This window comes from Microbacterium barkeri (assembly GCF_027921765.1).
In the GTDB taxonomy this organism is placed as follows: domain Bacteria; phylum Actinomycetota; class Actinomycetes; order Actinomycetales; family Microbacteriaceae; genus Microbacterium; species Microbacterium barkeri.
The window spans coordinates 142,210-155,771 of sequence record NZ_BSEJ01000007.1 but is presented as its reverse complement, the minus strand read 5'-3'; the positions used below and the strand labels follow the sequence as shown (position 1 = coordinate 155,771).

Here is a 13,562-nt window from a genome sequence, read left to right as displayed (position 1 = left end):
CGTAGCTGCCTTTGCTGGGGAAGTGTCTATCTGCCTGCGCCACGCGCACGGATAAGAATGGCAGGTCCCGTGTGACAGGGGCGGAGACGTCGACACCGAGCTCGCTGGCGAAGACCACCCATTCTGAGTGGGTTGCGCGGAGAACGGGGGGGCAAAGGTGCGAGACCTGCAGCTACTGCAGTCGCTGCGAGGTAGTCAGCGAGGGAGTCGTGGAACGGCGCGACCACACCCATCCCCACTTCGGTAATTAGTCCGGTGTGGAGGGCCACGGCACGCGCACTGGCGCCGTCCGTTGCGGACGAGAGGGAGTCCGCTACCTCGTCTGTGCTGGCGATCCACTCGTACTGGTCCGAGTATCGACGTTGGGCAGTGAGAAGGTGAGCGAAAACGACCCCGAGCAAGGGCAAGTAGGTGCGGGCATCGACGGACGGTGCCCGCGCGGCCAGATGCAAGAGGAACTTCTCGTACACGGCGCTCCGAGTTAGCTCGGCCGAGCCAACTGCGCCCGCTTTCAGGAAGATGGTGAGAAGCATCGGGTTTCGTGCGCCATCTCCGAGGACATGCTCTGCGCGAGCCCGGATCTGCGTCAACTCGGACGCAGTCGGTCCAAGAACCGACTCGATGAGTCGTTCCTGATCCGAATGCGCGAGGGGTGTGACGCCGAACGCTTGGTGTGTGGGGGCTGGACCCATCACACGGCGCAGTACCGCAGGGTCGCGCCCGACCAACACGACCGATGCGAGTCCTGGCCGATTGAGAAGTGGTTTCAGCTCCTGAGCGAGATGCTCAAGTGTGGCCTCGGGGATCTCGGAGACCCCGTCGATGACGACGACAGCGTCGGGATCAGCGAGCACCTTGCGGCCCGCGTAGGTGGGGATCGCCGTTCCTACGCTGAAGCCGAGCGCATCCGCAACGAGGGCCGCGATGTGCCCGGGTATGTAAGTCTCGGCCCGGCAGACTACAACTGCACGTCCAGTGGCTGCGGCTGACGACTGAAGCACTTGTATGACGCTGGACTTGCCGGTTCCGGTCGGCCCCGACACCGACGCCGCGCTCAGCTGGAGGAGGGACTGGGCGTCGACAGCAGGCTCGCCTCCAGGCAGCGGGGTCAGAGTGAGGGCCACGAGCGCGGGTGGGGTGTTCGCCACCGCCGCGATGTAGGAGTCTTTCAGTGCGCCACCCCACTGGTACTCACCCCGTTCCCCATGTTCACCGCCGATCAGCGCCCGGAGCTCAGCTGCCGTGAATAGTCGCTCGGCGGGGTGATTGTGCGCCGCTCGCTCCATGAGCACCCTGACCAGGCGGTCGACACATTGCACTGCTTCTTCTTCCCTGTCGCGTAGGAGCGGGTCGAGCCGTGCAGCAATGCGCCGTTCGGCAGCCTCAAGCAGAGCGCCTACAGAGGATAGATCGACGCGGATGCGCGCGAACGTCAGACGTTCCGCGAGCGCTTCGGAGACGCCCAGCTCTGTCGCCAGCCGATCCGTCCGATTGGGCTCAGAGCTTGCGAGGATGTCGCTGAGGGTCTGCGCGCCAGGTCCCAGCTCTCCGTTCGTGACGAATGTGAATGTGGCGCCTGGCTCGTTGAGATCGGCCCAGCGCCGCATGACATCGGCAATCGGCTTGGGCGTCCATGGCGCACCCGAGTGGCTCTTGATCTGATGGGCACCGACCAGACGGCCATCCGCATCAAGCACCTCGATGTCCACCACATCGTCCGTGCCCTCGACGCGAAGCTGATGCTCGGGATACTGTTCGACGATTTCGATGGCAAGGTGGATAGCATGCGCCTGCTGGTATGCGATTCCGCGAATCGTATCGGTGCCTGCCACGTGTCCTCCTGGTCACGACCGTAGCGGACGCCTCCGACAACGAAGCGGGTTAGCTGCTGGCGAAGACATCGCGTAGATCAAGTTTCGGGTTTCTGCTGTTGCGTCATCGTGTTGTGGTGGCGCCGATGACAGTGGAGCTGGTGCTCGTCGAGGTGGCGCACAGGGTCCTTGGGGGAGGGCCCCGAGACCACTAAGCAAGTGGACCAATTAGGTGACCAACCGCCTGCAAATCCTGCAAAACGCGCCGTGCGGAGCGCATTGCTGAAACACGAAAATCTTGGTCAAGTGTGCAATGAGCCTTCTTCCTGGCACTTGGGGGTCAAGGGGTCGCAGGTTCAAATCCTGTCAGCCCGACGTAAAAGCCCTGATGAGAAAATGTTCTCATCAGGGCTTCGTCATGTTCAGAGGCGGGTTTTCGTCGGTCCCCCTCTGGTCCCTCGCCGAGGAGCCCGTGCGTCTCCCGGCGCTCCGGGCGGCTGCTTCGCGCGTCCGGACGGTCTCGCCTGTGGATAAGGGGACCAATAGGGGACCAGAGCGCCCGATCGTGACTCCGGGCCCCGCGTCACAGGGACCTCGACGCGTCGCGTCGGGTCGGCCTGCTGGCCTTGGCGGATCGGGCGAGAAGGTGTTGGCCTGCTCGGCGGCTGATGCGAGGGTGGCGGTCGTCGGGGTGGAGGTATCCGCGGGTGGGCTCGACGGAGGCGAGGCCAAGGATGTCCTGGAGGGCGTGGATCGGCATTCCTGCGTCGGCCATCCAGGTGGCTCCGGTGTGCCGGAGGCCGTGCCGGGTGAGATCGGGCAGCCCGAGGTCCTTGACGATCTGGTCCCAGTTCGTCGCGTCTCTGACGGTCGCGGTCGTGAGGGCGCCGCCTTTCGGGCCGACCAGAAGCCCGTCCTCTGGCTCCTTGCCTTCCGCGAGACGTTCCAGGATCGGCCGGAGCGGGTCAAGGATCGGGACCAGGCGCTCCCTGCGGCCCTTGGTCTGCTTCGTGATGAGTCCGCCCTTGCCGGGGTAGGTCTGCCGGGCGATGACGACGATGTTCTTGTCGAACCGGACGTCGCTGGCCTGAAGACCCGAGACCTCGGAAGAGCGCGCGGCGAGGAGCGCGGCAAGCATGACGAAGTCCGAGTAGGACTGGTGGATCTTCCCGCAGGCGTCCGCGAGCTTGGTCAGGGTGCCGATGGTGGGGATGGCGTGCGCGCGGGGCGAGGCTTGCTCGGCGGGCTGGGTTCGGAAGGCGTTGCGGTTTATGCTGCGCTTGGCGCGGTTCTTCGCGGGGTTGATCGGGATGAGCCCGTCGCGCACTGCTTCGTCGAGGACGCGGACGAGAGGGGCGATCGAGTTCTTGATCGTGGACGCCCCGTGGCGTCCTCCGAGACGTCGACGGTGCGGTTGATCACGCCGGTGTTGCGACTGCTGCTGCTGCGCTCGCCGTGCTCGCGGCGGGTGTGGCTCATGCGTGTGCGGGGCGTTGGAGCTCGGCGATGGAGGCCCCGTCATCGTCGCCGTGTCCCTGCGCGATGGCCTGGTCGAGCACTGTGCGCAGGGCTTCTCCGAAGAGAAGGGTGAGTCCTCCGGTCCGTGCGGCATCCAGGGCGAGATGTACGTCCTTGCGTCCCAGGCGGGTGGTGAAGCCGCCGGGCTAGTACCGGCGTTCGGCGATCAGAGCGCCGTAGGAGGTGTAGACGGCGCCGGGAAACAGGGTCGTGGTGAGCAGGTCAACGGGCTGGTCTGTAGAGACGCCGACCTGCTCGGCCATGTGCGCGACGGTCTTCACTGTGCCACCACCTCTCGTGCGGCGGTGAAGACGTTTGCGGCGCGGATGACCGCATCGAGCGTGGCGGTGAGGGTGGAGCGATTGCGTCCGGCGGTCCAGGCGGAGCCCTCGGGTGTGCGGTATTCGATGAGGGTCAGGGCTTCGGCATCCGCGCCCGACCGCATCGAGCTCTGGTGCAGCGAGAGGATTTCCAGCGTGATCCCCTGGGCGTCGAGAGCGTCGACGAGGGCTTCGGCCGGGCCTGTGCCGTCGTGGGCGGAGCGGTGCTCGACGCCGTCGATGTGGACGGTGACCTCGGTTCTGGCAGTGGCCTCGTCGACGCGCAATGCGCTCAGTCGCACGGCGACGTCGGGGTTCTCGGGCAGGTACACGGAGGTGAAGATGTTCCAGAGGTCGTCGGCGGTGACCTCGTCGCCGGTGGCATCAGTGTGCCGCTGCACGTGGCGGGAGAGGTCGATCTGGAGGCGTCGGGGCAGCTCGATGCCGTACTCGGTCTCCAGGAGGTAGGCGATGCCGCCCTTGCCGGACTGGGAGTTCACGCGGATGACGGCGTCGTAGCTGCGGCCGATGTCTGCCGGGTCGATCGGCAGGTAGGGGACCCGCCAGGCGATCTCGCTCTCGTCGCGTCCTTCGGCCGCAGCGCGGGCGCGATGCTCGGCGAAGCCCTTCTTGATGGCGTCCTGATGAGTCCCGCTGAACGCGGTGTGCACGAGATCGCCGACGTAGGGGTGCCGAGGGTGGACGTCGATGCGGTTGCAGTACTCGACGGTGCGGCGGATCTCGTCGATGTCGGAGAAGTCGATCATCGGGTCGACGCCCTGCGCGTGCAGGTTGAGGGCGAGGGTGGCGATGTCGACGTTGCCGGTGCGTTCGCCGTTGCCGAAGATGCAGCCCTCGACGCGCTGGGCGCCGGCGAGGACGGCAAGCTCGGCGCAGGCGATTCCCGTTCCCCGGTCGTTGTGGGGGTGAACGGACAGGATGACGCCGCCGCGGCGCGCGAGGTGGGTGTGCATGTACTCGATCTGGTCGGCGTACACGTTGGGGGTGGCGATCTCGACGGTGGCGGGGAGGTTCAGGATGACGGGGCGCTCGGGCCTCGCATCCCACAGCTCGGTCATCGCGTCGCAGATCCCGATGACATAGTCGGGCTCGGTGAGGTTGAACACCTCAGGGCTGAATTCGAACCGCACGTTCGGCAGGTCCCCGGCGAACTCCAGCACGTCCCTTCCACCGGCGAGGATCATTTCCCGCAGCTCGTCGCGGTCCTTGCCGAGGACGGTGTCGCGCCAAGTCGGAGCAGTCGCGGTGTACATGTGGATCACGACCTCGTTGCGGATGCCGCGGATCGACTCGACAGTGCGCTCAATGAGGTCGCGGCGCGCAGGGGTGAACACGACGATCGTGACGTCGTCGGGGGCGATGTCGGTCTCGGCGATGAGCCGGACGAAGTCATAGTCGGTCTGGGACGCCGAGGGGTACCCGACTTCGATCTCGGTGTAGCCCATCCGCACCATCAGCTCGAAGAACCGGCGCTTGCGGTCGGGGTCCATCGGCTCCGCGAGGGCCTGGTTGCCGTCGCGCAGATCGACCGGGACCCACAGCGGCGCCTGGGTGAGCCGTCGGTTCGGCCATTGCCGGTCGGCTCCGAGGGGCACCTCGACGCGGGAGTAGGCGTCGGCGTAGCGGTGCGAGGGCATGCCGGAGGGGCGCTGCCGGTTCCAAGAGGGGGCGATCGTGGTGGTCATGTCACGCAGTCCTTCAGGGTCTTCGGGATGTAGACCGGCGCAGCGTTCGGCTCCACGGCGGGGAGCCGGTCTGGCTACGCCCCGCCGTGGCGGCGAAGAAGGAGAGTGAAGGTGAGCACGGGTAGACTGTAACACAAGTCCTCAGACAAGTAGAGGAGATGAGATGGCTCAACTCAGACGCGTCCCCTTGGCGGATCAGGCGGCCGATGCCCTGTTCGCGCGCATCCGCGCGGGGGAGTGGGCGCTGGGCGCAAAGCTCCCCGGCGAGACGACGCTGGCGCCGCAGCTCGGGGTGGGACGGTCCACTGTGCGTGAGGCGATCCGCCAGCTCGCCGGTCGCGGCATCCTCGATTCCCGTCAGGGGTCGGGCGTGTACGTGACGGCGCTGGAGGCACCCGAGGACTGGGAGCAGGTGCTGCGCCGCGCCGACATCGTCACCGTGATCGAGGCGCGTACCGCGATCGAGGTCGAAGCCGCATCCCTCGCCGCCACCCGCCGGACTCCGCCCGATCTGCGCATGATACGGCGGGCGCTGGCACTGCGCACGAGCCCGGGTCAGAGCGTGGAGGAGCATGTGGATGCCGATATGGCCTTGCACCGCACGATCGTGGTCGCCGCGCATAACGAGGTGCTGACCGAGCTGTTCGACGGGTTCGTGCCGCGGGTGCGGCGCGCGATGGTCGACATGCTCCGCATCCGCCCCGTGCACGACGCGAGCGCGGATCAGGATGCGCATGCCGTCGTGGTGGACGCGATCGCCGACCGGATGCCGGATGCCGCCGCCCGCGCCAGCCGCGCCCACCTCGATGCCCTCAAGGCAGGCTTCGCGTGAGCGCCGAGCCGGTCGTAGTGCTTGACGAGGTGACGTTCCGGAGGGCTGGGAGAGACATCCTGAACCGCGTGTCGCTGCGGATCAATCCCGGGGAGCACTGGGTGCTGATCGGCCCGAACGGGGCGGGCAAGAGCACGGTCCTCGGTCTCTGCGGCGCCCGCACGTTCCCCACCAGCGGCACCGTCGACCTTCTGGGTCATCGGGTGGGTCGTATCGAACTGCTCGCGCTGCGTCGCCGCATCGGCCACGTCGACCCGCGGCATCCGCTCGAATCCCCGCTCACCATCACCGACGTCGTTCTCACCGGGGTCACCGGCACCACCGAGCTCATGATGCGCTGGCAGCCCACTACCGCCGACCGCCGCCGCGCGGCCGAGCTGATCGACCTGCTCGGCCTCGACGGGAAAGCCGAAGAGCGATGGCCGACCCTCTCCCAAGGTGAACGGGGGCGGGCGCTCATCGCCCGCGCGCTGATGAGCGATCCATCGCTCCTGCTGCTCGACGAGCCCTCGACCGGCCTCGATGTCGCCGCGAGAGAGCAGCTGCTGGAGACGATCGACCGGCTCGCCGCGAGCCATCCTGATCTCGCGTCCGTGCTCGTGACTCACCATCTCGAAGAGATCCCGGAAGCGGCCACGCACGCTCTCCTTCTTGCCCATGGCAGTGTGGTCGGCGCTGGTCCCGTGTACGACACGCTCACGACCCACCTCGTGAGCCAGGCGTTTGAGCACCCCATCGTCGTCGACCACAGCGAGGGGCGATGGCGCGCCCGCAGCCTCCGCTCCGTCCGCAGCGCCTGAGCATCCTCAGTCTTCGGCGACGCGCAGAGGAGTGCCGTCGGTGACCGCGCCGAGCTGCCGTGCAAGGTCGTCGGTGTCGACGCGATGCCGGCCGCTGGTCATCACCAGCACCGGTTCGTCGTCGGCGAGGAAGAGCAGGCTGCTCGTGATCGCTTCCACCTCGCAGCCGAGCGCGGAGGCGGCATCCCGCCGCGGTGCGGGTGGAATCCGGCCCGGACCATGGCGCGTGGCTTCCTTGTGCGCGATGGCGCTCGCGGTAGCCGTCAATCTCTTAGACCGCCTGTACGAGGCGATCCAGCACCTCCCGCTCGGCGTGGCGGCCGGGTGAGAGTTCTCTCGCCCGGGCTTCGTCGTCGATGCCGGTCAGGTCGGTGTCCGTGGTCCGAACGACGCTCGCCGCATGGCTCGGCAGCGGACCTATACGGATCAGCAGCTCGAACGTCTGAGGTGCACGGCGTCACGGCCGCGCCCTTCCACGCCGCGAATGACGCTTCCGGCCCGCGTCTCGTCGGTCTCTCGCCGGACGGCGCCCCTGTCGCCCCGATCGAATTCGATCCCACGCCGAGCTCGTGACCGCGTCGCCTAGGCTTCTTCTGTTCACGGCCCGCAGGAGCAGCGCATGACGGATTCCCGACCCGCAGTCGTTCTGATGCACGGCTGGCCGGTCACTCGTCTGCACTGGCGACGGCTCGCGCCAGCGCTCGCCGACGCGGGGTTCGCGGTCGTCGAGCTCGACCTCCCAGGACTCGGCGCGCCGGTGCCGCCGGAGCTGCCGGACCTCGCGAAGCAGTCGCTGGCCGAGTGGATGCACGACGCCCTGCGGCGGCGCGGGCTCGCGCGGTACGCGGTGATCGGCCACGACTGGGGCGGCACCGTGGGCACCCTCCTCGCGGCGACGGGTCCGGACACGGTGAACGCCCTCGTCATCGAGGAGGAGATCCTCCCGGGCGTGGATGTCGCCATCCCGGCCCCCGGCAGCGATCACTATCCGAGCTGGCACGGGCCGTTCAACCGGGCAGCCGGACTCGCCGAGAGCCTCGTGCCCGGTCGCGAGCGGGCTTACTACGGCGGGTTCCTCGCGCAGAGCGCGGGGCCGCACCCCCTCGATCCCCAGATCGTCGACGAGTACGTCGCCGCGTACGTCGGCGAGGAGCGACTCGCCGCAAGCCTCTCCTATTACCGCACTGCGGAAGTGGACGCGCGTGCCGTTCGTCGAATCGCCGACGACCCGATCCGCACGCCGGTGCTCGCGCTCGGCGGGGAGTTCGGCATGGGCAGCGCCGTCGAGGAGGGGATGAGGGGCCTCGCGAACCACGTCACCGGCCGTGTCCTCCCTGGAGCGGGCCACTATCCGGCCGAGCAGAATCCCGACGCCGTCATCGACACGGTCATTCCGTTCCTGCGCGCCCACGCGGACTGATCTGCGGGACAGGCGCCCAGCGAGACCAGGTTGGGCTTCGGGCGTGTGCGTCGGCTCTCCTGACCGCCATCGGCGCCCGGCCCGGATAGGGTGACGACGTGCCAGCCCCCGTCTCGCCGATTCCCGCTGCGGCGCCGGTTCCCCGCCCCGGCGCCGTGTACTTCATCGGCCGCGTCATCCTTCGTCCTCTGTTCTGGCTGCTCTACCGCCCGCGCGTCGTCGGCCGAGAGAATGTGCCCGCGAGCGGCCCGGTGCTCCTCGCGAGCAACCACCTCGCGTCGCTCGATACGGTCATCATCCCGACCTCCGCGACGCGGCCCGTGCAGTTCCTCATCAAGTCGGCGTACTTCACCGGCCCCGGTGCTCTCGGCCGCGCCAAGCGCTGGTTCTTCACCTCGATCGGCGGGGTTCCCGTCCAGCGCGCCACCGGGCGCGACGCCCGTGCCGCGCTCGACGCGGGAAGCAGCATCCTCCGGGCCGGCAGCGTCTTCGCCGTCTTCCCCGAGGGCAGCCGCTCGCGTGACGGCAAGCTGCACGACGGCCACGGCGGCGCGGCATGGATGGCCCGCGACACCGGCGCGGCCGTCGTGCCCGTCGGCCTCATCGGAACCGGGACCGTCGCGCCGTTCAGCCATCTCCTCCCCGGGAGGCGGCGACTCGAGGTGCGCTTCGGTGAGCCGCTCGACCTCACCGACCTCGAAGGCATGCCTGACAGCAAGGCGCGCCGTGAGATCACCGAGCGCATGATGGCTGCCATCGCCGCACTCAGCGGACAGGAGCGCTCGGGAAGCGTCAACGCGTCGTCGCGGGACTGACGCGCGGCGCGAGGTGGCGCGCGCAGCGACCTCGAGGCCGCAGCGCGGCTCAGCTCACGAGCTCCCGCAGCGAGGAGATCGTGTAGTCGTACGCGTCCGACGCCGCGGGCGCGTCGGCATGCGGCCGTGGGTAGTACGCCGTCTGGAACCCGAACCCCTTCGCAGCGTCGAGATCCCACGGATGCGCAGCCACGAAGACGCACTCCTCGGGGATGAGTCCGAGGGCGTCGATCGCGAAGCGATACGCCTCGGGCTGCGGCTTGAAAGCCCGGACGAGGTCGGCCGAGAGCAGAGCGTGCCACCGCAGCCCTGCCGTTGCCGAGAACGCGGATGCCGCCGGGAGCGTGCTGTTCGTCAGCCCGACGACGCGTGCGGACTCCGCGAGCGCGGTGAGCTCGTCGGCGGCACCCGGGAAGGCGGCCAGGGAGCAGCCGACCCGCCGCAGCGCCTTGAGCTGTGCGCGCCCCGGCCGCTGCTGCCGCTCCTGCAGCACGCCGCTCAGGGCCTCCGACCGCAGCGACTCGTAGTCGGCCCAGTCACGCTCGCCGCGGACGACGGCGTCGACCTCGGACCCGAGCCTCGCCTGCCATTCACGCGCGAAGGCGAGCGAATCGGCGTCGGAGAGGCGGAGCACCTCCGCGACGACCCTCTGCACCGTGCCCACTTCGTCGGTCAGCGTCCCGACGATGTCGAACACGAACGTGCGGGGGCGTGCGGACGACTCGACGACGTTCCGGTGCGCGCGGCTCACCCGGCCACGCTAACCCCGAAAGCCGCCCTCCGTCCTCGCTCGACAGGAAACACCCAGAGGATCGCTCACCTCACGTCCGCGATGACCCCGGGGAACCGTGGCGCGAGCTCTCCGGCGAGGAAGCCCACGCCATCCGTGCCGCGTGCGAGCTCGTCGCCCGCGGTCGCGTGCACGTAGGTCGCCCACACGGCGGCCCGAGCGGGGGAGACCCCGCGGGCGGCGAACCCCGCGACGGCGCCCGCGAGGACGTCGCCGCTTCCTGAGGTGCCCAGGCCCGCTCCGCCCGCGCGGATGGCCCAGGCGCTGCCATCCGCATCGGCCACGAGCGACTGCGTCGCGACCGCCGCTCCGTACCGGCGGGCCGTCTCGCGGGCCGCTCGCCGGATCTCGCGCGCATCAGAGGCATCCACCTCGTCTTCGTCGAGCAGCAGGCCGAGCTCGGTCGGGCTCGGCGTGAGGATGAGGCGCCCGCGAACGGCGGAGGCGAGGTCGGGATCGGCCGCGAGCGCACCGAGAGCGAACGCGTCGACGACGAACACGACCGACTCCGGCGCCTCGGCCGCGAGCGACGCGAGCAGGCGCCCCGCGACCTCGATGTCGTCGAGTCCCGACCCGATGAGCACGGCCTGCACGCGGTCGAGCTCCGGAACGAGAAGGGCCCTCGCCTCCGCACGGACGGAACCCTGGTCCGTCTCCGGCAGCGCGACGATGCCCGACTCGGGAACCGCTGCGCCCACGGACGGTGCGACGGAGCGCGCCACGGCGAGCGTGATCCGACCGGCGCCGACCCGGAGGGCGGCCGTTCCGGCCAGGATGGCGGCGCCTGGGCTGCGCAGCGCCCCGCCGACCACGAGCACGGTGCCGCGCGAGTACTTCGAGTCGCCAGGGTCGGGAAGCCCCCAGCCGCGCAGCAGCCGGGGCGTGACCCGCTCACTCCGCAGAGACACGCGATTCCTCCCCCGCGTCGTCGGGATGCCCGGGATCGATCTCGCCCCCGCTGGGCAGCGCGTCCCGGCGCCCGGTGTGCAGCGTCGCCTCGACGCCCGCCTCGATCAGATGGCCGACGTCGCCGATGCGTGCAGCGCGCCAGCGTCCGTCCGCCTGCTCGAGCACCGTCGCCGATGCGTTCGGCACGGGCTCCTCGATCGCCGCGGCGAGGACGCGGCGCTCATCCCACCCCTCGAGCACGTACCGGATCAGGTGGACGACCGCCTCGTGCACGAACACGACGCCGGTCGCGGCTGCCGCCTCTGCTGCGTCGGAGAGGAACGAGCGCAGTCGCAGTGCGACGTCCGCCCACGACTCGCCGCCCGGCGGACGATAGAAGAACTTGCCCAGATGGTCGCGTCGCTCGGCCTCCGACGGATACCGCGCGACGACGCCGTGCGAGGTCAGGTGATCGAGCACGCCCAGCTCGCGGTCGCGGAGGCGCTCGTCGGCGACCGCGGGCGCGCCGAGCTCCGCGAGAGCGTGCTCGGCCGTCTGCGCCGCGCGTCGATACGGAGACGTCCAGGCGATCGCATCCCCCGCGCCGAGCGTGCGCAGCGCCGAGCGGAGCGCGGCCGCCTGCGCCTCGCCGGTCGGGGAGAGCGGTGTGTCCGCGTCGCGGTACGGAAGGTCGATGACCTCCTCGCCCGCACGCTCGGCGGCGCTCGCCGCCTCGTTGCCGACGCTCTCGCCGTGGCGGATGAGGATGAGCCGCTGGAGTGCCATCGTCCGAGGCTAGCGAGCGGCCCCCGCCGGTCGGCAACCCCTTGCGCGCCTATGCGCTGCGGGTGTGATCCTCGACGTCGGGCTCGGCCCGCAGCACGTCGGCGATCTCCTCCTCGGGTCGGGGCGCGACGGTCTCGTCGTCCTCCAGCTCGGGCACGCTCGGCTCGCCCGGCGCGGGGACGTGATGCTCTTCCTGTCGAGACATGGCGGCTCCTTCGCTCGCGTCGTGCACAGCGTAACGCGGTCGTCCGCGACACTGGGGGCATGGCACTTCTCGACCATCTCGGAATCACCGTGGAAGACCTCGCGCGGGCCAAGGAGCAGTACCACCCCATCCTCGAGGCGCTCGGCTACACGTGCGGATTCGACGACGGCGGCTCCGTCTCCTGGCAGCGCGGCGACGACACGGAGTTCATCATCTATCCGCCCCGCGAGCCCGACAGCGGGCCCCACCGTCACGGGCGGGTCGGATGGCAGCACCTCGCGTTCGCGGTCGACTCGCGCGAGGAGGTGGACCGGATGCACGCGATCGCGCTCGCCGCAGGGTGGACGCCCGTGCGCGACCCCAAGGAGTACCCGCGCTACACCGACCGGTACTACGCGTCGTTCGTCGAGGATGACAGCGGCATCCGTCTCGAGTTCATGCACAATCCGCCGGCCGACGCGTCCTGACGAGGGCACAGTCGCCGGCGATCCGGTGGATCAGCGCCGCCGCTGCGTTCGGGCCGCGCACGCGACGCACGTGCGTGAAGCGGGCCTGGCGAGCAGTCGTTCGCGGGCGATCGGCTGACCGCAGCTCTCGCAGACGCCGTACGCTCCTTCGCCGATGCGCGTGAGGGCGAGGTCGACGTCGGCGAGGTGAGCGCGCGTCGAGACGAGCAGGGCGCTCGTCTGCGAGCGCTCGAGTGCGATCGTCGATCCCTCGGGGTCGTGCTCGTCGTCGGTCGCCGTGTGGTCGGCGGCGCCCACGATGTCGTCGAACGCGCCCGTGAGGGACGCGATCTGCGCGCGGGCGCGTCGGCTCTCGGCGACGAGCAGCTCGCGGAGCTCCGCGAGGTCGCCCGGCGTGAGCGCGGCCGCCTCCTCGGGACCTGCCATGCCCTCTCCTCCCGTCGTTCCCGCCAGCCTTCCACGCAGCACCGACATCGACCATCCGCGGCCGCATGCCGACATCGGCGAGAACGCGCAACCCCGTGACATGCCGGGGGCTGACGCGCTATACCGAAGTGACCCGCAACGAGAAGGAGCGTGTCATGACCCATCGGATCGGCTACCTCGTCGGCAGCCTCTCGCAGGATTCCATCAACCGCGTGCTCGCGAAGGCGCTCATCCGCGTCGCGCCCGACAGCCTCGAGCTCACCGAGATCCCCATCCGAGACCTCCCGCTGTACAACCGCGACGACGAGATGGACCCGGTGCCCGCGGTGACCGAGTTCAAGGCCGCCGTCGAGGGGTCGGATGGGCTGCTGTTCGTCTCGCCCGAGTACAACCGCTCGATCCCGGCGCCGCTGAAGAACGCGATCGACTGGGGATCGCGGCCGTGGGGTCAGAACTCCTTCGCCCGCAAGCCCACCGGCATCATCGGCGCATCGGTCGGAGCGATCGGCACCGCCGTCATGCAGTCGTCGATGCGCAGCGTGCTGAGCTTCCTCGACGCACCGCAGCTGAACGCGCCCGAGGCCTACATCACGTTCAAGCCCGAGGTCTACGGCGACGACGGCGAGGTCGCCGACGAGGGCACGGAGAAGTTCCTCCGCCACTACATGGACGAGTACGCGGCGTTCGTCGAGCGCGTGCTCTCGGTGACGCTGCCGGGCCACATGGGCGACTCCGACCCCGACACGATGCACTGACGCGCGAGACGAAGGAGGGAACG

At 69.4% G+C, this 13,562-nt stretch carries 15 protein-coding genes and 1 pseudogene; 6 read left to right on the top strand and 10 right to left on the bottom strand.

All coding sequences use genetic code 11. The features are described 5' to 3' along the window. Nucleotides 1–26: 26 nt before the first annotated feature. The 4 genes and pseudogenes from PKE79_RS09030 to PKE79_RS09020 all read right to left on the bottom strand — a co-directional run bounded on the left by PKE79_RS09030 (nucleotide 27) and on the right by PKE79_RS09020 (nucleotide 5,355). Complete coding sequence (locus PKE79_RS09030) at nucleotides 27–1,832, bottom strand: NACHT domain-containing protein (RefSeq protein WP_271173364.1); 1,806 nt, start codon at nucleotides 1,830–1,832, stop codon at nucleotides 27–29. Between the two features lie 562 nt (nucleotides 1,833–2,394). Further along, entirely contained in the window at nucleotides 2,395–3,138 is a 744-nt protein-coding gene (locus tag PKE79_RS09025; protein ID WP_271173363.1) for a tyrosine-type recombinase/integrase, read from the bottom strand. A gap of 148 nt (nucleotides 3,139–3,286) precedes the next feature. Continuing rightward, nucleotides 3,287–3,460 (bottom strand): annotated as a pseudogene (locus PKE79_RS16680) (hypothetical protein); the annotation flags it as partial. Nucleotides 3,461–3,606: 146 nt separating this feature from the next. Beyond that, nucleotides 3,607–5,355, bottom strand: coding sequence for a 2-isopropylmalate synthase (locus PKE79_RS09020; RefSeq protein ID WP_271173362.1), 1,749 nt, complete (start codon nucleotides 5,353–5,355; stop codon nucleotides 3,607–3,609). A gap of 163 nt (nucleotides 5,356–5,518) precedes the next feature. On the opposite strand from PKE79_RS09020, the gene PKE79_RS09015 reads away from it, so the two are divergent. Both PKE79_RS09015 and PKE79_RS09010 read left to right on the top strand, forming a co-directional pair. Further along, nucleotides 5,519–6,187 carry a FadR/GntR family transcriptional regulator gene (locus PKE79_RS09015; protein WP_271173361.1) on the top strand — a complete coding sequence of 223 codons (669 nt, stop codon included), beginning with the start codon at nucleotides 5,519–5,521 and terminating at the stop codon, nucleotides 6,185–6,187. Then, nucleotides 6,184–6,987 carry an ABC transporter ATP-binding protein gene (locus PKE79_RS09010; RefSeq protein WP_271173360.1) on the top strand — a complete coding sequence of 268 codons (804 nt, stop codon included), beginning with the start codon at nucleotides 6,184–6,186 and terminating at the stop codon, nucleotides 6,985–6,987. Before PKE79_RS09015 ends, PKE79_RS09010 begins: the two co-directional genes overlap by 4 nt. A gap of 6 nt (nucleotides 6,988–6,993) precedes the next feature. On the opposite strand, the gene PKE79_RS09005 is transcribed toward PKE79_RS09010, so the two are convergent. Then, nucleotides 6,994–7,146, bottom strand: coding sequence for a YbaK/EbsC family protein (locus PKE79_RS09005; RefSeq protein WP_271173359.1), 153 nt, complete (start codon nucleotides 7,144–7,146; stop codon nucleotides 6,994–6,996). A gap of 460 nt (nucleotides 7,147–7,606) precedes the next feature. On the opposite strand from PKE79_RS09005, the gene PKE79_RS09000 reads away from it, so the two are divergent. After that, entirely contained in the window at nucleotides 7,607–8,407 is an 801-nt protein-coding gene (locus PKE79_RS09000; RefSeq protein WP_271173358.1) for an alpha/beta fold hydrolase, read from the top strand. A gap of 98 nt (nucleotides 8,408–8,505) precedes the next feature. Continuing rightward, on the top strand, nucleotides 8,506–9,222 hold the full coding sequence (locus PKE79_RS08995; RefSeq protein WP_271173357.1) for a lysophospholipid acyltransferase family protein: 717 nt from the start codon (nucleotides 8,506–8,508) through the stop codon (nucleotides 9,220–9,222). Nucleotides 9,223–9,271: 49 nt separating this feature from the next. On the opposite strand, the gene PKE79_RS08990 is transcribed toward PKE79_RS08995, so the two are convergent. The 4 genes from PKE79_RS08990 to PKE79_RS08975 all read right to left on the bottom strand — a co-directional run bounded on the left by PKE79_RS08990 (nucleotide 9,272) and on the right by PKE79_RS08975 (nucleotide 11,891). Beyond that, nucleotides 9,272–9,973: a haloacid dehalogenase type II gene (locus PKE79_RS08990; protein ID WP_271173356.1), complete on the bottom strand. Its 702-nt coding sequence runs from the start codon at nucleotides 9,971–9,973 to the stop codon at nucleotides 9,272–9,274. Between the two features lie 65 nt (nucleotides 9,974–10,038). After that, nucleotides 10,039–10,920, bottom strand: a complete 882-nt coding sequence (locus PKE79_RS08985; RefSeq protein ID WP_271173355.1) for an ADP-dependent NAD(P)H-hydrate dehydratase — start codon at nucleotides 10,918–10,920, stop codon at nucleotides 10,039–10,041. Then, the gene (locus tag PKE79_RS08980; RefSeq protein WP_271173354.1) at nucleotides 10,904–11,686 is read right to left on the bottom strand and encodes a histidine phosphatase family protein; all 783 of its coding nucleotides are present in this window, start codon (nucleotides 11,684–11,686) and stop codon (nucleotides 10,904–10,906) included. The genes PKE79_RS08985 and PKE79_RS08980 overlap by 17 nt, the downstream gene beginning before the upstream one ends. A 49-nt stretch (nucleotides 11,687–11,735) precedes the next feature. Next, on the bottom strand, nucleotides 11,736–11,891 hold the full coding sequence (locus PKE79_RS08975; RefSeq protein ID WP_271173353.1) for a hypothetical protein: 156 nt from the start codon (nucleotides 11,889–11,891) through the stop codon (nucleotides 11,736–11,738). 59 nt (nucleotides 11,892–11,950) lie between these two features. Here PKE79_RS08975 and PKE79_RS08970 point away from each other — a divergent pair, with 59 nt between their 5' ends. Beyond that, entirely contained in the window at nucleotides 11,951–12,358 is a 408-nt protein-coding gene (locus tag PKE79_RS08970; RefSeq protein ID WP_271173352.1) for a VOC family protein, read from the top strand. 30 nt (nucleotides 12,359–12,388) lie between these two features. Here PKE79_RS08970 and PKE79_RS08965 read toward each other — a convergent pair whose 3' ends face one another. After that, nucleotides 12,389–12,784 carry a TraR/DksA family transcriptional regulator gene (locus PKE79_RS08965; RefSeq protein ID WP_271173351.1) on the bottom strand — a complete coding sequence of 132 codons (396 nt, stop codon included), beginning with the start codon at nucleotides 12,782–12,784 and terminating at the stop codon, nucleotides 12,389–12,391. Nucleotides 12,785–12,939: 155 nt separating this feature from the next. Between PKE79_RS08965 and PKE79_RS08960 the strand changes: the two genes are divergently transcribed. Further along, the gene (locus tag PKE79_RS08960) at nucleotides 12,940–13,539 is read left to right on the top strand and encodes an NADPH-dependent FMN reductase (RefSeq protein ID WP_271173350.1); all 600 of its coding nucleotides are present in this window, start codon (nucleotides 12,940–12,942) and stop codon (nucleotides 13,537–13,539) included. Nucleotides 13,540–13,562: the final 23 nt, after the last annotated feature.

Coding starts and splice junctions, on each gene's coding strand:
- PKE79_RS09020 (WP_271173362.1), bottom strand. CDS start 5,355: ATGACCACCACGATCGCCCCCTCTTGGAACCGGCAGCGCCCCTCCGGC.
- PKE79_RS09015 (WP_271173361.1), top strand. CDS start 5,519: ATGGCTCAACTCAGACGCGTCCCCTTGGCGGATCAGGCGGCCGATGCC.
- PKE79_RS09000 (WP_271173358.1), top strand. CDS start 7,607: ATGACGGATTCCCGACCCGCAGTCGTTCTGATGCACGGCTGGCCGGTC.
- PKE79_RS08980 (WP_271173354.1), bottom strand. CDS start 11,686: ATGGCACTCCAGCGGCTCATCCTCATCCGCCACGGCGAGAGCGTCGGC.
- PKE79_RS08975 (WP_271173353.1), bottom strand. CDS start 11,891: ATGTCTCGACAGGAAGAGCATCACGTCCCCGCGCCGGGCGAGCCGAGC.
- PKE79_RS08970 (WP_271173352.1), top strand. CDS start 11,951: ATGGCACTTCTCGACCATCTCGGAATCACCGTGGAAGACCTCGCGCGG.
- PKE79_RS08965 (WP_271173351.1), bottom strand. CDS start 12,784: ATGGCAGGTCCCGAGGAGGCGGCCGCGCTCACGCCGGGCGACCTCGCG.
- PKE79_RS08960 (WP_271173350.1), top strand. CDS start 12,940: ATGACCCATCGGATCGGCTACCTCGTCGGCAGCCTCTCGCAGGATTCC.